Raw genomic sequence first — 19,921 nt, forward strand, 5'->3', positions numbered from 1 at the left:
GCTGGGCCTTGCCGATGATGCGTGTCGACATACCCTCATCCGCCCGTCGGGCACCTTCTTGCGATGGGAGGAAGGAAGGCGGGATCTCGGGGCGCCTGGCGCTGCGCCCGGACAGTGCCAATCTCTACACCCCACCTACCCGCGGCAACGGCGCCGGTACGTTCAACATGCCACCGGCCGCGACATACGCTGCCAGGGCCTGACCCTGGCTCAACAGGTGCCCGTGCATGGTGCGCTCGGCGCCTTCGGCATCGCCACGTCGCACGCAGTCCATCAGTTGGCGATGTTCCGCCAGCGATTGCGCCATGCGTCCGGGCGTGAGCAACTGACGGCCGCGGTGCATCTTCAAGATGCGGTGCAGATCGTGCGTCACCCGGATCAACCACGGATTGCCGGCGTACTGCTGCACGGTTTCGTGGATCAGGTAATTGTTGCGGTAATACTCGGCCACATCGCCGGCCGCCGATGCGGCTTCCATTGCCGCGTGCAGCTCTTCCAGGCGCTGCACGCCGGCCGCATCGATGCGCTTGACCGCATCGTGCGCGCAGCGGCCTTCCAGCATCGCCATCACCGGAAACAACTGGTTGAGGTCTTCCAGCGTCAGCCGGGTGACCCGGCTGCCGCGGCCGGCATCCAGTTGCACCAGGCCTTCGGCCGCGAGCAGCTTGAGACTTTCGCGCAGCGGCGTGCGGCTGATGCCCAGCTCTTCGGCCAGGGCCGGCTCGTCGATCCACTCGCCCGGCGGCAGCGCGTAATCGTAGATCTTCTGACGCAGGCGCTCGGCCACTTCCTCGTACAGCGGCACGCGCTTTTTGGAGGCGCGCGAATCAGGAGCGAGGGTCATGGCGGGCAGGCTGTCGGCATCGGGTCGGGGCACCCATTCTACGTGGGCGCCCCGCTGCGCTGTGGCGCGCGGACCGCATCACAGCCAGCCCGGCACCACGAAGACCAGCCACGCCGCCAGCGGCCCCAGCAACACCACCAGGCCGCTGTAGATCAGGAAGCGGCGGAACAGGCCGTCGCGCTCTTCCTTGGCTGCCGAGGCCACCACCAGCGCGCCGTTGGTGGAAAACGGGCTGACGTCGACGATGGTGGAGGACACGGCCAGCGCGCAGATCACCCCGGCCGCGCCCAACTGGCCCTGCATCAGGAATGGCACCGCCAACGGAATGGTGGCGCCCAGCACCGCTGCCGAGGAGGCGAATGCCGAGACGATACCGCCGACGTAGCAGACCAGCAGTGCGCCCAGCAGCGGCATGCCGATGTGCGACACGCCGGTGCCGATGTAGTCCACCGCACCGGATTTTTCCAGCACGGCGATATAGGTCACCACGCCGCTGATCAGCAGCACCGTCGACCAACTGATGCCGTCCACCGCGCCCTTCTGTGCGTTGGGCGAGATCAGCGCCAATGCCACCGCCACCGTGATCGAGACCAGGCCGACGTTGAGGTTGTAGATCAGCGCAGCAACGCCCAGGCCCAGCAGGCCGATCAAGGTGATCACGCGGTCGCGGGTGATCGACACCGCCTCCAATGCCAGCGGGTCGGTGGACAGGGTGCCACCGCCCGGCGCCACCAGCGCGCCATGCCCTTCGATCGCGAAGCCGCGGTGCGATGCCTGGTCGCCGGCAACCGCCACGTACTGCGCATCGGCCAGCGACAGCTCCTGCCGGCGCATCAGCTTCAACCCACCGAAGGCGCAGAAGCAGATGATCGCCATCATCAGGTTGAAGCCCAGGCTGGTGAGGAACACCGCCATCTCGCTGACGTCCAGCCCGGCCTTTTCGACCACCTTGTTGGTGATGCCGCCATACACGCTGATCGGCGAGAAGCCGCCGCCCTGTGCACCGTGGATCACCAGCAGGCCCATCATCAACGGGTTGATGCGGTACTGCTTGGCGAAGCGCAGCGCCACCGGCCCGATGATGGCCACCGCTGCCGGCCCCAGCGCACCGAAGGCGGTCAGCAGCCCGGTGATGACGAACATCACCCAGGGGATGGCGACGATGCGCCCCCGCACCGCGCGCACTGCCCAGTGCACCAGCAAATCGATGGTGCCGTTTTTCTGCGCGATGGCGAACAGATAGGTAATGCCCACCAGGGTCAGGAACAGGTCGCCGGGAAAGCCGGCCAGCACTTCCTTGCCCTCCAGCCCCACCCACACGCCGCCAATGATGAAGGCCAGCGCGAACGCCACCGCCCCCATGTTGATGGGCAATGCGGTGGCGACGATGAACATGATCACCAAGCCAAGAATCGTTGCAATTTGCGGGGTCATGCGCCCTCCAAGACACCTGATACGCGTACAACACGGATGGCCGCCCGCCACCCTGGGGTCACACCGTGTGCAGCACCTGCCGGACCGTCATGCCGCGCGCTCGCACGCAGCCGTGACCCATTCGAGAACACCCTGAGTGCTGTGGAATTCGTCCACCGAGCGCGCTTCGCATGCCGGCAGCACCTCGCGCGCCATCCGCGCCAATGCGCTGCCGGGGCCGAGTTCGAGAAACACGCGTGCGCCGCGCTCGGCGGCTTGCACCAGCACGTCGTACCAACGCACGGTCTGCGCGATCTGCCTGGACAGCGTGTCGATCACCAGGGCGTGCGTACCGACCGCACGCGCATCGATGCCTGCCAAGACGCGCAACTTGGGCGCGACGAGGTCTGCGGTTGCCAGTTCAATGGCAAAGCCTTCGGCAGCCGCGCTCAACCACGGCGTGTGCGCCGGCACGCTGACCGGCAGCAGCGTGACGCGCGCACCTTGTGCGCTGGCAGCCTCGCCAAGCGCCTGCAATGCAGTGCGCGGGCCGCCGAGTACGGCATGATCGTCGCCGTTGACGATGGCGAGCGCTGCGCCGTGCGTCTGACACAGCGTTTCCAGGCCGCGCAAGGGCACACCGACTACCGCCATCAGCCCTGCCTGCTGCGGGCTGGCCGCATCCATCAACCGGGCGCGCGTCGCTGCCAGCTGCAGGCAGGTGTCGATGGACATGCTGCCGGCCACCGCATGGGCGGCAAGCTCGCCAACGCTATAGCCGAGCACCATCAGCGGCGTGGGAAGTTGCGCATGCAGCACCTGCCAGTGCGCCAGCGTACCGGCGCAGACCAGTGGCTGTGCGATGGCATTGGCGTAGCGGCCCGGATCTGCGGCCAGTGTTCGTGGTGCGGCGCCAAGCACGCGCTGTGCGCTGGCGAGGACGGCGGCTGCCGCAGGCGCATCGCCGACACGCGCGAACATTTCGGCATGTTGGCCGCCTTGGCCCGGGCAGAGCACGGCCAGGCTCATGCGGTGGCCTGGCTGTGTTTGCAGAAATGCCTTGCGCGCACGCTGCCGTGTTCCGCATTGCAAGCGATGTGGCGAGACACCTGGATGCGAAGGTCGACTGAGGAGCAATGTGCGACGTGTGTTGCGACGGCGGGCAGGCCAGCCGGCGTTGCGCCGGCGAGCAGAACGCCGCGGCAGTGCGCCTGCGCATGCACCACATGTTCTGCAGCCAGCGAGCAAACGCGACTCATGCCAGCTCCTGCCGATGCAGGAACCATGCACAGGCCAGCAGATCTGCGCTGCCGCCAGGGCTCAGGCGACGCGCGACAAACTGCTGGCCGATGGCATGCAACTGCGCGCGCCACTGCGGGTGCGCAACGCCGCCGTCGGCAAGGAAGGCTGCCGCCTGCGCCTTGGCGAATGCCAGGCCCTCCGCCCCGCCACGATGCAACAGATTGAGATCGTCCACCTGGGCGATGAGCTGCATCAAGGTCTGCACCAGCGCCGCTTCACGCGTGGCGCCCCCCGCAAGCGCAGTACGCAACGCAGGCAGGGCGATCTCGCGCAGCACCGGATACCCTGCCGCGGCGTGTTCGCGCACGCCACTGATGCGGTACTGCGCACGCACCCGCTGGCCATGGCTGTGCGGATCCAACGGTGCAGCCTGCAATGCATCGCGCCAGGCGCGTACGCCATTGCAGACCTGTTCTGCAGTGGGTCGCCGCCGCTGCGCAACCCACAGGCGTGCAGCCTGCGCAGTGAGCAGGCCCAGGCTGAAAACCGCGCCGCGATGCGTATTGATGCCACGGGTGGCGCGCAACATCGCGGACTCGGCCCCGATACCCAGCTCGCGGAGCCGCTCGAATGGCGCATGGTCGATGCCGGCCTGGGCAATGGCGACAAAATAGCCACGCAAGGCGAACAGGCTACGCATGAAGGTGGCGGCATCCATGTCGGTGTGGCTGCCGCTGTCGAACGGCGTCACCAAGCCCGGCTTGGGCGCGCAGGCCAGCTCTGCATGCAGGGCGCCAACCGCCAGACGTGCGAGCTGGTAGGCAGCATCGCGCGGCAGTGCAGGCGCACCGGCAACCCAGGTTTGCTGCAGGTGTGCGCTCATGCCGCATTCCGGATCGGAAACAGCGCAGCACGCGGCAATAACCGGCAGTCCTGGTTGGATTTCACCAACACCTGTTGCGCAGTGCCGGCGTACTCGCGCCAGTTCACCGCGTTGTCTTCGGGCAACAGCAGTTCGCCATCGGCACGCAGCCCGTGCTGCTGCTCCCAGCGCTGCAGCAGCGTGACCAGCGCGCACGCTTGCTCTGGCGTTTCGATGGGCCACAGCAGATCCAGGTCCGATTGCGCGTGCACGTACGTCAGGCCGGTCAGGGCTTGCCAGGCAAAGCTGCCGAAGACGTGCGGGCGCAACGCATGCGCGTGCGCTTGAGCGAGCAGGACCTGCAGTGCCGGCTGCACCGTGACAGGCGCCTGTGGCGTCACCGCATCCAGTGTCAGTGGGGCAATGCAGCGTGCGATATCGGCCACGTGCGCCTGCAGGGCCAGACGCTGCTTGCCTTCGCTGGGCGGCAGCGGCACGCCAAGCCGAACGCTGCCGGGTGCCTGACTGCCATCGCCACGCGCCACCACCGCTGGCAGGCCGGCCGCGAACCACTGCCGCAGCCGTGGCTGCGCGCCAGGCGTGACGGCCTGCCACTGCGCATCTTCGCGCAACCACACCAGAGCGTGGCGGCCGGCCATGCTCAGGCCTCGCCCGCAGCCACGGCGCTGGCGACATCGCGCGCCAGCGTGCGCCCGCCGCGTTGCGCTCCGCGTGCACGGCGCTGGTCGCCGTCGACCGGCGCGGCCAGTGCGTCGAGCAGCGCCTGCGCCAGATCGCCCTCCCACAGCGATTCCACCGCGCCCATGCGCACGTAGTTTTCCACGCCCGGCGCAAACACCGGCGAGCTCTTGCTCAACGCCTGCAAGGTGTCGACCGATTGCTTGGTCACGCGCGCCATCGCACGCAGATCCATGACCCGGATCTGCGCATCGGGCAATGCATGGATATGGTCGGCCATCAGCCCGAACGACAGGAATCCACCGCTGACCGATTCGCCATAAACCAGTGTGACCAGCCGCGCACCGCGCGTGCGTGCCAACTCCAGCGCACGTGCCAGGTGCGCGAAATACCCGTTGATGCCCAGTAATTCATCGCGCCGTGCCAGCCGCTGCCCGGCGGTGTCGGCCAGCATCACGATCGGGCGCTGCGGGTATGCGCGGGTACTCGCCAAGACAGTGGCAGCCAGGGCCAAGGCGTGATCGACACCGACTTCGAGCTTGTTGGCGGTACCGATCACGGTGACATCGCCGGCGGCGGTGGTTGCGCTGCCGGTCAGCACATCGTCGTTGCGCGCGATGGCGTGACCGAGCGGAAACAGCTGATCGAGCAAGTGACTCAGGTCCATGGAAGGCTCCGGTCTGCGGTCGCGGCAAGAAAGGCCTCGGTATCGAGCAGCGGCAGGCGCTGCGCATCGACGATGCCTTGGCGCTTCCAGATCTCCAGCCCGTCGCGGCAATCGCCGTAGGCATCGATGCGCGCCGTCAACTGCTGCTGCGCATGCTCCAGCGCCTGCAATGCGGCCTCACCCGTCGCTTCGGCGAGTGCATCGAGCGTGGCCAGCGCTGCATCGGCGAAGGCATCGATGCGATCGGCCACCAACGTGTGGGCTTCGCCAAGCAGGTAGCGGTGTTTGCCGCCGGTGATGCGCCACACCAGCGCACGGTCGCGCGCGTCGAACTCTTCCACCCCGCGCACGGTTTCGATCACGTCCGGGCCGGACAACGACAGGCGGCCTTCTTCGGACATGATCACCGCGCTGCAGCAGCGCGCCACGATGCCCATGCCGCCGAACGCACCGTTGCCGCTGCCGATCAAGGCCAGCACCGGCACACCGGCGGCACGCGCGCTCAAGGTGGCACGCATGATTTCGGAAATGGCGATGAGCCCTGCATTGGCTTCGTGCAGACGCACGCCGCCGGTGTCCAGCAGCAATAGCACCGCTGCCGGCTGCATGGTTGCGGCGCGCTCCAGCAGGCCGGTGAGCTTGGCGCCATGCACTTCGCCCACGCCGCCGCCCATGAAGGCGCCTTGCTGCGCAGCGATCAACACGTTGCGGCCGCGCAAGGTGCCTTCGCCCACCACGATGCCGTCGTCGAAGGCGCCGGGTGTGTCCAGTTGTGCCAGGTGCGGGCTGATCAAGCGACGCCGCGGACCAACGAATTCGCGAAAGCTGCCGGCATCCAGCAGACCCTCGATACGTTCGCGGGCATCGGCTTCGTAGTAGCTGCGCTGGGCCATGGGAACGGTGCTCATGTGCGACTCCCGATGACTTGCGTAGGAGCGCACCTGGGCGCGACCGGGGTATTACCGGCAATGCCCGTCGCGCCCGGGTGCGCTCCTACGCAGTGGAGGGGGCGGCTCATGCGTCAGCTCCCTGCAGCACATCCAGCGCTTGTTCCAGGCGCAGGCTCACCACCGCCGGCGTGGCGCCGACATCGTTGATGCTGATGCGCACATCGCGCAGTGGATGGCGTGCAGCGAAATCGTCCAGCACTGCCTGCCAGATTGCGCCAAAGCCGCGTGCAGCAGTGAGGATCTCGATCTCCATGGCGCCCTCGAGCGGCACGCGCTCGACCAGCACTTCCAGATTGCCGGAGGCCACGACACCGACCAGCGCGTGTTCCAGCCCGGCGCGTGCACCGCGCTGTCCATCAAAGCGATATCGCAGGGTTTCCATGCTGTGCCCTTACCAATTGCGAAAACGTTTCGGCGGGTCGTACAGGCCGCCGGACCAGCGCACCAGGTCCTTGACCGTGCGCGCTGCAAGCAGGTCGCGCGTGGCATCGCGCGGGCGAATGCCCAAATCGTCCGGCCGCTTGATGACGCCGCGGTCGCGCAGGTTTTCGACCATGCGCTTGTCGCGGCCCAGGCCCACCGCGGTATAGCCGGACACGCCGCGGATTGCCTGTTCGCGTTCTTCCGGCGTGCGACACAACAGCAGGTTGGCGATGCCTTCTTCGGTCAATACGTGGCTGACATCGTCGCCGTAGATCATCACCGGCGGCAGCGGCATGTTGGCGCGCTCGGCCAGTTCCCAGGCGTCGAGTCTGTCGACGAATGCCGGCGCCATGTGTTCGCGGAAGGTCTCCACCATCTGCACCACCAGCTTGCGCCCGCGCGGCATCTCGCCCGGCGTTGCCGCTTCGCGCCCGGCCTTGAGCCAGGCAGCACTGGCATGCCGGCGACCGCGCGCATCCGAGCCCATGTTGGGCGCGCCGCCGAAGCCGGCGATGCGGTCGCGCGTGGCGGTGGAGCTGTTGCCCTGCAGATCGATCTGCAAGGTGGAGCCGATGAACATGTCGCAGGCATACAGCCCGGCGGTCTGCGACAGCGCGCGGTTGGAACGCATGCTGCCGTCGGCGCCGGTAAAGAAGATATCCGGACGCGCGGCGATGTAGTTCTCCATGCCCAGCTCGGAGCCGAACGAATGCACCGATTGCACGAAGCCCGATTCGATGGCCGGGATCAGCGCCGGATGCGGATTGAGCGCCCAATGGCGGCAGATCTTGCCCTTCAGCCCCAGCGATTGGGCGTAGGTGGGCAGCAACAGTTCGATCGCGGCGGTGTCGAAACCGATGCCGTGATTGAGCCGGTCCACACCGTATTCGGCATAGATGCCCTTGATGGCCATCATCGCCATCAACACCTGGATCTCGGAAATCTGCGCCGGGTCGCGGGTGAACAACGGTTCGATGTAATTGGGCTTGGGCGCCTGGGTCACGAAATCCACCCAATCGGCGGGAATATCCACGCGCGGCAGGGTGTCGAGAATTTCGTTGACCTGCGCAATCACGATGCCGCCCTTGAACGCGGTGGCCTCCACGAGCACCGGCGTGTCTTCGGTATTAGGGCCGGTATAGAGATTGCCGTGACGATCGGCCGCCTGCGCGGTGACCAGTGCGATGCGCGGGGTCAGGTCGATGAAGTAGCGGCCGAACAATTCCAGATAGGTGTGGATGGCGCCGATCTCGATGCGACCTTCGCTCACCAGCCCGGCCAGGCGCGCGGCCTGCGGGCCGGAGAACGAAAAATCCAGGCGCTTGGCGATGCCGCGTTCGAATACGTCCAGATGCGCGGCAAGCGACAACACCGATTGCACCATGTGCAGGTCATGCACGCGCGCCGGATCCACCTCGGTAAGGCACCGCGCCAGGAAATCGGCCTGCTTCTGGTTGTTGCCCTCCAGGCAGACACGGTCGCCGGGCTCGATGACCGCTTCCAGCAACGCCACGACATCCTCGGCAGCCAACACGCGACCCTGCGGCGCCAGCGCGGCGGCCCGCTGCAGACGCTGACGCCGGCTTTCGGCCTGGGTGTCCCACTGTCGACTCATGCCTCTGCCTCGCCGGGGCGAGCCCGTAATGTCAAAGTAATTACATCGTAATTATGAAATTTACGGGTGTCTAGACGCGTTGCAGCATCCGGGTTTGCCACTGGGCAGGCGTCAGCCGCCAGCAAGCCGAGCGCTTGCGCGTCAACACACTTCGATATATCGTTTCTCCATGATTCGATATATCGAATGAAACAGCGCCCGCCCGTCAGGCCAACGGCCGATCTCGATGCGGCACCTGCCCGCACGCGCGGTGCCGGCGCACGTGTGCGCCCGCTGGAGCACGGCGATCTGCGCCTGCTGCTGCTGGCGCTGATTGCCGAGCGCCCGTGCCATGGCTATGAGCTGATGCGGCAGATCGCCGCCCTCTTCAAAGGGCTGTACACGCCCAGCGCCGGGGCGATTTATCCGGCGCTGGCGCAACTGGAGGCCGCCGGCTGGGTGCACACCGATCTGGATGCCGGCCGCAAGCGCTATCAGGTCACTGCCGCTGGCAGCGACTACGTTGCACAGCAACGCGATGCGCTCGATGCCGCACTGGCCCGCACCCATCGACGCGCGCGTGAGCTGATCAAGTCGCAAACGCCGGCCCCGATTCGCGAGGCGATTCATCGCATCAAACATGGCTTGTTCGCGCGCCATGGGCAATGGAGCGAGACAGAAACCGCGCGAATTGCTGCATTACTCAACGCCGCCGCCGACGGCATGGAGCGCGACGACGACTGAGCGGGTGTGGGTAGCACCTGGGCTCGGCCCGACAGCGATCTGCGAACCGCGCAGGGCGATACAACGCCCCCGCTGCCCCGGTTCGAGGTGAAGCGATGCAATTGCATGCAGCTTCACACGCCCCCTCCTCTGCCCCCTGCGGGCACTTCTCCTGCAGAGCTGAAGACCACGCCGTTGCGCTGGATGACAGCACACCAGCATGGCCGATCGCCACTCACCACGTCATTGACTGATCACGCATTGATTTCGTAACGCTCCCTCTTCCCCCGCACCGCCGCGCATCCGTGCGGCACTCCAGGAATTGCATCCCATGGCTGCACACACCAATACCCAACTCCGTCGCGACCCACGCCTGCGTTCCGTGCAGGTGCTGCGTTGCGAAGCGATCACCCCGCACATGCGCCGTATCGTGTTCGGCGGCAGCGACCTGGCCGGCTTTCAAAGCGATGCGCCGGACGATCACGTCAAACTGTTCTTTCCCAACGCCGACGGCGCCTTCGTCCTGCCGACCATGACGCCGGAAGGCCCGCGCTACGAAGAAGGCGCGCTGCCTTCGCCGGCGCGCGACTACACGCCGCGCGATTTCGATCCGCAGAGCGGCGAGTTAAGCATCGACTTCGTGTTGCACGGCGAGGGCGTGGCGTCCAGTTGGGCCGCGCGCGCACAGCCCGGCGATCCACTGAAACTGGGCGGCCCGCGCGGCTCGTTCCTGGTTGCCGATGACTATGACCACTACGTGTTGATCGGCGACGAAACCGCGCTGCCGGCGATCGGCCGCTGGCTCGAAGCGATGCCCGCCGACATGCACGCGCAGGTATTCATCGAGATCGCCGATGCCGCCGAGCGGCAGGAACTGCTCAGCGCGGCCGAGGTGCGGGTGAACTGGCTGGAGCGCAATGGCTTCGATGCCGTCAGCAGCACCCTGCTGGAAGACAGCCTGCGCGACTACGAGCCAGAGGATGGCGACACGTTCTACTGGATCGGCGCCGAATCGATGCGCGCGCGCGCCATGCGCAAATTCCTCGAAGACCACCTGGGTGTGGACAAGGAATGGGTGCGCGCAAAAGGCTATTGGAAGGCGCGCGGCGAGCACGGCGAGGAGTGATTGCCCTGCGTGCACGCAAGGCGCTTCGGCTCTCAACGCGTCACTAAGCCGCTTCTTGCGCACTCGCCGCGCATGACATGCGCTACGGTGACGCCGGCCAGGACTGCATGGCCGGCAACGCCACTTGCACCTGGGCCGGATCGATGCGCGTGCGCAGCCAGGCCAACGCAACCGGCAATGGACACAAGGCCTGACCGTGGCAACCGGGCAATACCAGGGTGGACGAGGCCAGCGCATCGCCGTCGAAGCGCCCACGGCGCAACGCCGCCAGGCTGGGCATCAAGGTCCGCACGCGCAGCAACGGCATGCCGTCGCGTTCGAACACATCCAGCACCAGCGCACCGCCGGGTGGATAGTCGTCGGGACGATCGCTGCGATGCCACTGCACGCCGAGCAGTCCACCGAGCGTGGCCAAGGTAGTGTCGTGTCCCACCAGCACCAGCAGCCGCGTGGAAGGCGGCGCCAATGCCGCTACCGACGGCGTCTGCCCGACCGCGGCCTGCACGGTGGCCAGAAGATGCGCGAGCAGGTTGGATGCCGCCGCCGTGGCAACCGGCAACGGACGCTTGCTCTGGGCGAACGAGGTGTTGTGCAGGGCAATCAATTGCGCCACTGCGGCGCGATCCACCCGGCCCCAGCCCAGCTGCGCCGCATCGAAGCCTTCGATGTCTTCCAGCATCAGGTTCTCGGCCAGTCCGCCGGCCAGCTTCAGGGTGCTGGCCGCGGCCGGCGAGCCATCGCGCGTAGCCGGCTCGTAGAGCAGGCGGGTAGGCGGCGGCGTGGCGCAGCGTCCGTGCTGGCAGGCACTCAACACCGCCTGCAAGTGCGCCAGCTGCGCGCGCGTCTCAGCTTCCAGCCGCACCGGCGGCGTGGGCGCCTTGCCGCCATCGAACAATACAGTGCGCTCGCCCTCCGGCAGGGCCTGGTAGTGCACTGCGCAGCCCGGCGCCATGCCCTGCAGCAGCGCCTGCGCGCTGGCGTGGTTGCGGGCGGTACTGTCGGCGATGGTGACGATCTGTTCGGTGCCCGCGCAGCCACTGGCCGCCAGTCCGAGCGGCGGCGCGAATAACGCGCGATAACGTGCGCCCAGCGCCTGCATGCCGGCTCGTCCGTGCGGCGTCAGCTGGCCCGCGGCCACCGGCCAGTGCGGCCATGGCTGCGCGCTGTAGCGATCCAGCTCGCTGCCGGGCTGGGTCGGTGCACGGATGCCATGCCGCACCAGCACGATGGTCAGGCGCAGGTGCGCGGTTGCAGCGGCGGTCTCTTTTGCCACGACCGGTTTTGCCATCGGCAGGCAGAGCGCCAGACCGAGCAGTGCGTGCCGCATCGTTCCGGCAAAAGAGCGATTGTGCATGGCTTGCCTCATAACGTTGCCGACAACGCGAGCACTCTCCCGCGTCCAGGCTGACCGGCATACCGCGGTGCATGGATGGAACGCGCGCCAACGGTGCGCGTGCCGCGAGGCCGGACATCGCGGTGGCGCAATGGCTGCCCTTGCCGGAACAGCGGCAACAATCTACCCAAGCGCACGACAGACATCACCGCTCCAGAAAAATGCGCCCAGCCTGCGTGGACCGGATGACGCGTGGATGACAGCCGCAACTCCGTTGCCGCGCGTTGCGCCCGGCCGTTGATTCGCGGCGATGGCGATGGCGCGATCTATCGAGACAGTGCAGCGGCGCCAGGTTTGCCAAACGTCGCGACGGCCACCTGTTTGCCGATGCCACGGTCACGCAGTCCACGCTGCCGGCGATGCCGTGAGCGGCGGTGTTTCCCAGGATTCGCCCCGGCACGCAGGCCGCCCCAACATGACGTGACCACGCCCGACGGCATCTCACTTGGCCGTTACCCTCAACGACAAAGGCCCGCCGAAGCGGGCCTTTGCCTGGACAGCAGCCAGACCGCTTACTTGGCAGCGGCATCCTTCGCCGCAGCATCGCCCGCCTTGGCCTGCAGGGCTTCGGTGGTGATGCGGATCTTCACTTCGTCGCTGACGTTCGGGGCGTACTGGCCCAGGCCGAAATCGCTGCGCTTGATGGTGGTGGTGGCGTCGAAACCGGCGGCCGGCACCTTCTTCATCGGGTGCTCGCCGGCACCGTTGAGGGTGACGTCCAGCACGACCGGCTTGGTCTGACCCTTGATGGTCAGGTCGCCGGTGACGGTCAGCTTGTTGGTGCCGGCAGCTTCCACCTTGGTGCTCTTGAAGGTGGCGGTCGGGAACTTGGCCGCGTCGAAGAAATCACCGCTCTTGAGGTGTTCGTCGAACTTGGCGGTGAAGCTGTTCAAGCCGGACAGCGGCAGGGTGACCTGCACGGTGGACTTGGTCACGTCGGCCGCGTCGTACACCAGGGTGCCGTCGACATTGCCGAAGTGCGCGCTCGGGTTGGAGAAACCGAAATGGCTCCACTGCGCCAGCACGTCGGTGTGCGATGGGTCCAGGGTGTAGGTGCCCGACGCCACTTCCACGGCCGGGGCGGTCGAGGCGGCAGCCGCCGGTGCAGGTGCCGGCGCAGCAGCGGCGTCGGCCGGTGCGGTGGCCGCCGCCGGGGTTTCGGCGGCCGGAGCGGCAGTGTTCTCGGCCGGCTTGGAGCAGGCGGCAATGGCCAGGGTCAGGGCGAGCGGCAGCAACAGCTTGTGGGTGGTCTTCATTGGAACTCCATGGGATGAGAGACGCGTCGGATCAACGCGGGTGGGACAGATGCAGACGGACGAGGACTGCAGGAAACGCAAGACACCATGTACGTCGACACGGCGAGCCAGATCAAGCGATCGTCAGGCGAACGGCCAACTGCGTCGCTTGACGCGGCAGGCACACGCGGCGTGCCGGGCCGACGCACGCCGTCCACGGCGCTGCGCGGCAGCCGGCACGCATGCATCGCCTTACTCGAAGCGCGCCGCTTCGTCGAAGCTCAGGCGTGGCGAACGCGGGAACAGCCCGGCCGGGTCGCCATAGCCAAGATTGACCAGGAAGTTGGACTTGATCGGCGTGCCGGCAAAGAACGCCGCATCCACCTTGGCGTTGTCGAAGCCGGACATCGGGCCGGCGTCCAGTCCCAGCGCACGCGCGGCCAGGATCAGGTAGGCGCCCTGCAGCGAGCCATTGCGGAACGCCGATTCGGTGCGGCCCTCGCGCGGGCCGTCGAACCAGCTCTTGGCGTCGGCATGCGGGAACAGGTACGGCAGCTTCTCGTGGAAGTCTTCGTCGTGCGCCACGATCACCGTCACCGGCGCGGCCAGGGTCTTGGCGGCATTGCCCTCCGACAGCGCCGGCTTGAGCTTGGCCTTGCCTTCGGCGCTGGTCACGAACACAAAGCGCGCCGGGCCGCTATTGGCCGCGGTGGGTCCCCACTTCACCAGCTCATACAGCTCACGCAGCACCTCGTGGCTGACCGGCGTGTCGGCAAACGCATTTTGCGTGCGGGCGGTGCGGAACAGCTGATCCAGTGCGGCGGCATTGAGCGAGTCGGACATGAGCACTCCAGAGGAAGGGGCGGTGCGACGGTAGGCTGCGGCGTCGGCGCCAGTGTGAAGACCCGCAGTGTAGAGTGGCGCGATTGCCGCCACACGCGTTCAATCTGAAACAAATCTATGTCGGATCTGAAACGATGGGGCTGACCTGGGCACTGAGCGACGGCCGTGCCGGCAATGCGCGCCAGGCCGAGGCGCTGGCGCGTGCATTGCACCCCGCTGCCTACCAGCCACTGCACCTGCAGACCAACGCGCCGTGGCGTTGGGCGGCGCCGCGGCGGCTCCCCGGCGCACGGCAGGCGTTTGGCGCGGCATTTGCCCGGCAACTGCAGCAGCCCCCGGCGCTGGCCATCGGCTGCGGCAGGCAGGCGGCGCTGGCCACCCGGTTGCTGCGTGCCCACGGCAGCCGCAGCGTGCAGATCCTGGATCCGCGGCTGGACCCGCGGCACTGGGACCTGCTGGTGGTGCCCGAGCACGATGCACTGCGCGGCAGCAACGTGCTCACCCTGCTCGGCAGCCTGCACCCGGTGGACGATGCGTGGCTGGCGGCCGGGCGGGCCGCCTTCCCCGCCTTGGGCGGCTTGCCGGGCCCGCGGCTGGCGCTGCTGGTCGGTGGCCCCACCGCCCAGGTGCCGTGGACGCCACAGGCGCTGGCGGCGCTGTGCACGCGCGTGAGCGCCCAACTGCGCGCGCTGGGCGGCAGCCTGCTGGTGACCACCTCGCGCCGCACACCGGGCGATGCACTCGCAACGCTGCGCGCGGCCTGCGCCGGCCTGCCGCATCTGCTGTGGTGCGATGAGCGCGATGGGCCGAACCCCTACGCTGGACTGCTCGGCTGGGCCGATGCCATCGTGGCCAGCGCCGATTCGGTCAACCTGCTCTCCGAAGCCTGTGCCACCCGCGTACCGGTCGCTGCCGCGTTCGGCGAGCAGGCACGTGGGCGCGTTGACACCTATTTGCAAGCGTTGCGGCAACGCCAGCGCTTGCACTTAGTCGATGAAGTTCTCGCCAGCGCTGTCGATATCGTTCCTGTGCGCGAAACCGAGCGCATCGCCATGCAGGTACGCGCGCGCCTGCTGCCATAACCCAACGCCCGCCAGCGGGCCAGCGAGACAAGGACGATGTGCATGACAGGGGCGATCAACGCGCGATGGATTGGGCAAACCCGGCGCAAGGCAATTGCGCTGCTGGTACTGGCCGCATTACCGCTGGCCGCCACCGCAACAACACCACGTTGCGTGCCGCGTTATCCCACACCGCACGCCGCTGCCGCGATGTTCGACATGGCCACCTCCACCGCACAGGCGCTGGATGCGTTGCCCGATGCCAAGGTGGTGCTGCTGGCGCGCGGCGGCCAGGATCTAAGCCGCTACGGTCTGAAACATAGCCACCTGGCATTTGCCGTGCGCGACGACGATGGCGGCTGGCGGGTGCGCCACCTGCTCAATCGCTGCAAGAGCGATGCGTCACAGCTTTACCAGGAAGGCCTGAGCAACTTCATCGGCGAAAGCGCGTTGAGCAGCGATCTGCGCGTGGGCATTCCCACCCAGGCACTGCAGCAACGTCTGTACGCGCGATTGACTGGCAATGGCGATCTTGCGCACCGCCTGCATGAAACGCGCTACAGCATCGTGGCGTATCCGTTTTCCACCGACTATCAAAACTCCAACCAATGGGTGCTGGAAGTGCTGGCCGTCGCGCTGGCGGCCGACGCGCAACCGGCGGTCGCGATTGCCAACCGCGGTGATGCACAGGCATGGCTGCGCACCGCGCGCTATCACCCAAGCGCCCTGCATCTGGACCTGAGCCAGCGCATCGGCGCGCGCTTTGTCGCCGCCAATGCGGCGGTCACCGATCATCCTGTGAGCGAACGTGTGTCCGGTAACTATTCGGTGGTCACGGTCGAATCGGCATTCGACTTCCTGCATCAGCGCGACGCGGTGGACAAGGAACTGTCGATTGCACGCGCCGCCCCTACTCCTGGAGAAACACCATGATGCACGCCCGCTCTTTTCTCGCTGCCAGCGCATGCCTGTTCGCCGCCTTGACATTGCCCTGCGCACACGCCGGTGAAGCGACCACACCCGGCGAAAAATCCGAGTTCTATTCGGCGCTGTCGCTCGCCATGCCAGTGCTGATCGCGTCCGGTGCGGCGGGCTCTGTGTTTTCCGCACCCGTTGCTGTATCTAATGCAGTGGCCGAATCACGTCGCGAGGCACGCGCGGGCAAGCTGCCGCCAATGCGCGTGCAAGCCGTCGACACCCTGCCTGCGGGTGCACGCCAAGTGCGCCTGCAGGACCCGCAACATGCCGAGAACACCGCAGTGCTGCAATGGCAGGCACGCCAGGACGACCCCGCCGCAGGCTTCCACGTCGGCGAAATGGTGACGTTCCAACCTAGCCCCGCAGGCAGCGGCTGGACCGTGCATGCGGAACAAGGCCAGGCGTTGGCGTTCGTACCGACAGAAGCGGCCGCCGCATACGGCAGCAGCCAGACCTGGTGACGTGCACGCCCTGCGCCGCAGGCCGGGGCCACCTCTGATCGACCGCAGCGCGATCGTCGTTGCATCGGCGGCGTTGCCACGACGCCGATGCCTCCAACCGCGCTGCGTTTACGGATTGCTGGGAGAACGCGGAATGCCGGCAGGCGCCGCATCCAGCGCGCCGATCATCAGCCGCACGACCGGGGTTCCCAAGCCGGTGGTGTAGTTGTACTTGCCGGCGATCGGCACGTCGTTGCCGACGACCCCGTTGTTGCCGGGAATGCCGCGGTGATAGGCCTGCGGGCCGTTGGCGGCCAGGCGATACAGGTAATCGTTGAGATTGCCCTGCCGGCCCTGCTTCTGCACCAGCAACGCGGCCACGCTGGCGAACTCCGGCGCCGCCACGCTGGTGCCGATCACCTTGGTGATGGCACCGGCCACGTAGATGGACACCGAGCTTGTGCCCTGCTGACAGGGATGCACGGCGATTCCCGGGCAGCCGCCGACCAACATGCCGACATCGGGCAATGCGCGCATCGAGGTGCGCGTGCCGCCCAGCGCGCGCAGCTGATATGCCGGACGCTGGAACAGCGTGCTGACGCCGCCACCGGCACCCCAGTAGCCGCCGCTGAGCAGCGCGCCGACGCCATACGGGTCCTCGGCCTGCAACGGGTCGGCAAACGCGCTTTCGCTGAGGTAGCTCGAATCCAGGCTGCCCTTCTTGTAGGCAGTGAGCAGGTTGCCGCCACCGACCGCGGTGACATGCGCATCGGCGGCGGGCCAATGCACGCTGGGGACGTACCGGCCGTTCTTGCCTTCCACCAGGTATTGCGTGTCCGGGCAATCCAGGCCGGCATTGTCGCCGCTGGAGGCGACGAAGCTGATGCCCTGCGCATTGCCTTGCTTGAAGACCGAATCGAACAGGCCAAGGATGGAAGTGGCGTCCTTGCCGTTATAGGCCGCGGTGAAGATCTGTTCGCAGAACCCGAACGAGGAGCTGACCACGTCCGCCTCATTGTCCTGCACGATCTGCCGGTAGCCGGCCAGGATGGAATCGATGGACAGATCGGGGAGCACGTACAGCAGCACGTGCGCGCCCGGTGCGCCGCCGAGTGCCATGTCCACATCGAGCGTTGCCTCGCGCACCGCAGCGCGATTGCCGTCCTGCACCCCGGGCTTGGCCCCGGCCACATAGCGGCGTGCATACAGTGTCGGGTTGGCATGGTTGCCGGCATAGCGGCTGAAGCGCTCGTGGTCGAACATCGCGGCAATGTCCGTATCCAGCACGTCGCTGCCGATCAGGACGGCGATCGTGCTGCCGCTACCGTCGAGCCGCTGTTGCTTGCCTGGCGCACCGATCATCGTCTGGTAGGACGGATAGCCGTAGGCCTGCTTGAGATCGTTGTACCAATAGCTGGTGGTGCCATCGCCGGTGCGGTTGCCGGGCGTGCCGGCCAGCATGCGCGAGTCCATGCGCGCCGCCGGCAGCCCGCGGCTCAGGCCGGTGACGGTGACACCGTTGGCACGCAGCGCGGCCGGCAGCTGCAGCGGAGCGGCAGCCGCCAGGCGTACCTGCTGGCCGGCGTTCAGATCAGCCACCAGCGGCGCGGCAAACAACCGCTCCACGCTGTCGGCATTCGCGCTGACATGCAGGGTTGGACCCTGCTGCACCACGGTCATGTGCGCGGCCTGCAGGGCGGCGCGTACCTGCGCGAGCTGCGCAGGCGCCGGACCAAAACGCCGCTGGAATTCGGCCGCCGACAGCCACTTGTGGTACTGCGGCGACAGCGGGTCCTGGATGTCGGCCAGCAGGGCGTTCAGGGCCACTTGGTCGCGTGGTGGCAGATGCACGTCGAAGGACACGGGCGCTGTGCGCAAGCTGGCCGTGATCGCGTCAATCCGGGCATCGGGGACGGTGGTGGCAGCGTTGGCGCTACCGAAGGCCAACAGCGAAGCGGACAGCACGGCAGCCAGCAGCGGCCGACAGCGGATGCGAGTAAGCATGGATCTCTCCAGGGGGCACAGCAGTGAGCGAGGCCGAATGGCATCGCAGGGACGTGCACGACCGCTCGCGACCACCGGCGCGATCATGTCGACACGGAAACAGGACACAGATGCCGGCTGCGATCGATGGCCGCGCGGGCCGCGATCCACGCGGCTGGCCGCTGACACAGACCACGGCAAGGCCGAGCGCTGACGGTGCACCATCGCGACACTGCACATTCGGCGGCTATCTCCATCGGCATCGGCAGGTCGCGCGGCTTGCAAGGGTTGCCATCACTCAGACGGCGGGTCGGGAGCCGGGACGATACGTGCGATGTCTACCGCTGAAATGCCAGCGGGCGAGGTTGTGTCGCCATCAGCGAGGTGCGCGCGCCTGCGGCAGCAGGTGCCGCTGCGTGCCAGCTCGCCGCGCGTGGCTGCCTCAAGGTGCGCGCCGTTGCCGCGAGTACATGCAAGCGCCCATTGCGCGCACCTGCGCCCGCTCATCACCGCAGTTCCTGCGTCGAGGCTGCCGCCCGCTTTGCGATCACCGCGTGCTGCCGATGCCGCCGGTCAGGCGTCATGTGCACGCGTCACCGATGACGACCCGATGTCGTGGCGCAGGCTTGCCACCCGCTGTGCACATCGCATGCCGACGGTGCTGCCGAGCGTCGCCGCCGCCACGAACGCAGGCGCCTTTGTATTGCGGCCGCGATGTGCGCACGCGCCCGGTCGTCGCCGCCGACGATACAGGCACGGTCCGGCGCCAGGTGCCTGCGCGATACGGGAAGGGGTCTTCGCGCAGCGGCGCCGTGGTCGGGGCGCGCATCGCTGCGCTGGTCCAGTCCTGCCGTCGAAGCGATAATTGCGCGCCCAATCAACCGTGTCGCCATGCGTCCTGCCTCGCCACCTGCCTTTGCCCCGCTCACCTCTCGCGCATTGATCTGGGCGGTGTTGGCAATGGGCGCGGTGGTCCTGCTGTCCAACATCCTGGTGCAATACCCGATCAACGACTGGCTGACCTGGGGTGCGTTCTCCTACCCGCTGGCGTTTCTGGTCAGCAACCTGATCAACCGCCGCTTCGGTCCACGCGCTGCGCGCCACGTTGCCTGGTGCGGGTTCGCGCTGGCGGTGCTGCTGTCGATCTGGCTGGCGACGCCCCGCATCGCGGTGGCCTCGTGCAGCGCTTTCATCGCCGCGCAATTGCTGGACATCAGCGTGTTCGACCGCCTGCGCGATGGCAGCTGGTGGCGCGCGCCGATCGTGGCCACCACCTGCAGCGCCACCCTGGATACCACCATCTTCTGGAGCATTGCGTTTGCCGGCGCGAGCCTGCCGTGGGTCAGCTGGGCCGCAGGCGATCTGGCGGTAAAACTGGGCATGGGCGTGTTCCTGCTCGGCCCGTTTCGCGCCCTGCTGTGGCGGAGTGCGCCGCGTCGGTAGAA

Annotated in this window: 19 protein-coding genes and 1 pseudogene; 6 read left to right on the forward strand and 14 right to left on the reverse strand. The window is 67.2% G+C overall.

Annotated features, from left to right (window positions below):
• Positions 1-124: 124 nt before the first annotated feature.
• From AC1POX_RS19160 to mdcA, 9 genes are all read right to left on the reverse strand, one after another.
• Positions 125-844 carry a GntR family transcriptional regulator gene (locus tag AC1POX_RS19160; RefSeq protein WP_008576608.1) on the reverse strand — a complete coding sequence of 240 codons (720 nt, stop codon included), beginning with the start codon at positions 842-844 and terminating at the stop codon, positions 125-127.
• 78 nt (positions 845-922) lie between these two features.
• The gene (locus AC1POX_RS19165) at positions 923-2,278 is read right to left on the reverse strand and encodes an SLC13 family permease (RefSeq protein WP_003483268.1); all 1,356 of its coding nucleotides are present in this window, start codon (positions 2,276-2,278) and stop codon (positions 923-925) included.
• An 87-nt stretch (positions 2,279-2,365) separates the two neighbouring features.
• Complete coding sequence (gene mdcH / locus AC1POX_RS19170; protein WP_218504814.1) at positions 2,366-3,286, reverse strand: malonate decarboxylase subunit epsilon; 921 nt, start codon at positions 3,284-3,286, stop codon at positions 2,366-2,368.
• Between the two features lie 226 nt (positions 3,287-3,512).
• Complete coding sequence (gene mdcB, locus AC1POX_RS19175; RefSeq protein ID WP_372356488.1) at positions 3,513-4,382, reverse strand: triphosphoribosyl-dephospho-CoA synthase MdcB; 870 nt, start codon at positions 4,380-4,382, stop codon at positions 3,513-3,515.
• The gene (gene mdcG / locus AC1POX_RS19180; protein ID WP_057681115.1) at positions 4,379-5,020 is read right to left on the reverse strand and encodes a malonate decarboxylase holo-[acyl-carrier-protein] synthase; all 642 of its coding nucleotides are present in this window, start codon (positions 5,018-5,020) and stop codon (positions 4,379-4,381) included. The genes mdcB and mdcG overlap by 4 nt, the downstream gene beginning before the upstream one ends.
• Positions 5,021-5,022: 2 nt before the next feature.
• Positions 5,023-5,727 carry a biotin-independent malonate decarboxylase subunit gamma gene (mdcE, locus tag AC1POX_RS19185; protein WP_008577480.1) on the reverse strand — a complete coding sequence of 235 codons (705 nt, stop codon included), beginning with the start codon at positions 5,725-5,727 and terminating at the stop codon, positions 5,023-5,025.
• Positions 5,718-6,620 (reverse strand): biotin-independent malonate decarboxylase subunit beta, encoded by a 903-nt coding sequence (locus AC1POX_RS19190; protein ID WP_122273344.1) that lies wholly within the window; start codon positions 6,618-6,620, stop codon positions 5,718-5,720. The genes mdcE and AC1POX_RS19190 overlap by 10 nt, the downstream gene beginning before the upstream one ends.
• Positions 6,621-6,741: 121 nt before the next feature.
• Entirely contained in the window at positions 6,742-7,059 is a 318-nt protein-coding gene (gene mdcC, locus AC1POX_RS19195; RefSeq protein ID WP_029818538.1) for a malonate decarboxylase acyl carrier protein, read from the reverse strand.
• A gap of 9 nt (positions 7,060-7,068) precedes the next feature.
• The gene (gene mdcA / locus AC1POX_RS19200; protein WP_372356489.1) at positions 7,069-8,715 is read right to left on the reverse strand and encodes a malonate decarboxylase subunit alpha; all 1,647 of its coding nucleotides are present in this window, start codon (positions 8,713-8,715) and stop codon (positions 7,069-7,071) included.
• Positions 8,716-8,901: 186 nt separating this feature from the next.
• Between mdcA and AC1POX_RS19205 the strand changes: the two genes are divergently transcribed.
• Together AC1POX_RS19205 and AC1POX_RS19210 are read left to right on the forward strand one after the other, a co-directional pair.
• Entirely contained in the window at positions 8,902-9,438 is a 537-nt protein-coding gene (locus AC1POX_RS19205; RefSeq protein ID WP_011346229.1) for a PadR family transcriptional regulator, read from the forward strand.
• 310 nt (positions 9,439-9,748) lie between these two features.
• Positions 9,749-10,543 (forward strand): siderophore-interacting protein, encoded by a 795-nt coding sequence (locus AC1POX_RS19210; protein ID WP_046935078.1) that lies wholly within the window; start codon positions 9,749-9,751, stop codon positions 10,541-10,543.
• Positions 10,544-10,625: 82 nt separating this feature from the next.
• Here the strand turns inward: AC1POX_RS19210 and AC1POX_RS19215 are convergent, their stop codons facing one another.
• The 4 genes and pseudogenes from AC1POX_RS19215 to AC1POX_RS19230 all read right to left on the reverse strand — a co-directional run bounded on the left by AC1POX_RS19215 (position 10,626) and on the right by AC1POX_RS19230 (position 14,014).
• Entirely contained in the window at positions 10,626-11,897 is a 1,272-nt protein-coding gene (locus tag AC1POX_RS19215; protein ID WP_372356490.1) for a histidine-type phosphatase, read from the reverse strand.
• Positions 11,898-12,081: 184 nt separating this feature from the next.
• Positions 12,082-12,321: pseudogene (locus AC1POX_RS19220) on the reverse strand (hypothetical protein).
• 127 nt (positions 12,322-12,448) lie between these two features.
• Positions 12,449-13,192 (reverse strand): YceI family protein, encoded by a 744-nt coding sequence (locus tag AC1POX_RS19225; protein ID WP_005920166.1) that lies wholly within the window; start codon positions 13,190-13,192, stop codon positions 12,449-12,451.
• Positions 13,193-13,423: 231 nt separating this feature from the next.
• Complete coding sequence (locus AC1POX_RS19230; protein WP_008571724.1) at positions 13,424-14,014, reverse strand: malonic semialdehyde reductase; 591 nt, start codon at positions 14,012-14,014, stop codon at positions 13,424-13,426.
• A gap of 134 nt (positions 14,015-14,148) precedes the next feature.
• Between AC1POX_RS19230 and AC1POX_RS19235 the strand changes: the two genes are divergently transcribed.
• The 3 genes from AC1POX_RS19235 to AC1POX_RS19245 are packed head-to-tail and all read left to right on the forward strand — an operon-like array spanning position 14,149 to position 16,514.
• Positions 14,149-15,096 (forward strand): mitochondrial fission ELM1 family protein, encoded by a 948-nt coding sequence (locus AC1POX_RS19235; RefSeq protein ID WP_372165107.1) that lies wholly within the window; start codon positions 14,149-14,151, stop codon positions 15,094-15,096.
• Positions 15,097-15,138: 42 nt separating this feature from the next.
• Complete coding sequence (locus AC1POX_RS19240; RefSeq protein ID WP_372356491.1) at positions 15,139-16,008, forward strand: DUF2145 domain-containing protein; 870 nt, start codon at positions 15,139-15,141, stop codon at positions 16,006-16,008.
• The gene (locus AC1POX_RS19245) at positions 16,005-16,514 is read left to right on the forward strand and encodes a hypothetical protein (protein WP_218531737.1); all 510 of its coding nucleotides are present in this window, start codon (positions 16,005-16,007) and stop codon (positions 16,512-16,514) included. Before AC1POX_RS19240 ends, AC1POX_RS19245 begins: the two co-directional genes overlap by 4 nt.
• A gap of 108 nt (positions 16,515-16,622) precedes the next feature.
• Here AC1POX_RS19245 and AC1POX_RS19250 read toward each other — a convergent pair whose 3' ends face one another.
• Complete coding sequence (locus AC1POX_RS19250) at positions 16,623-18,584, reverse strand: S53 family peptidase (RefSeq protein ID WP_372357196.1); 1,962 nt, start codon at positions 18,582-18,584, stop codon at positions 16,623-16,625.
• Positions 18,585-19,367: 783 nt separating this feature from the next.
• On the opposite strand from AC1POX_RS19250, the gene AC1POX_RS19255 reads away from it, so the two are divergent.
• Complete coding sequence (locus tag AC1POX_RS19255; RefSeq protein WP_127167675.1) at positions 19,368-19,919, forward strand: VUT family protein; 552 nt, start codon at positions 19,368-19,370, stop codon at positions 19,917-19,919.
• Positions 19,920-19,921: the final 2 nt, after the last annotated feature.

The organism is Xanthomonas sp. NCPPB 3442, from assembly GCF_056725145.1.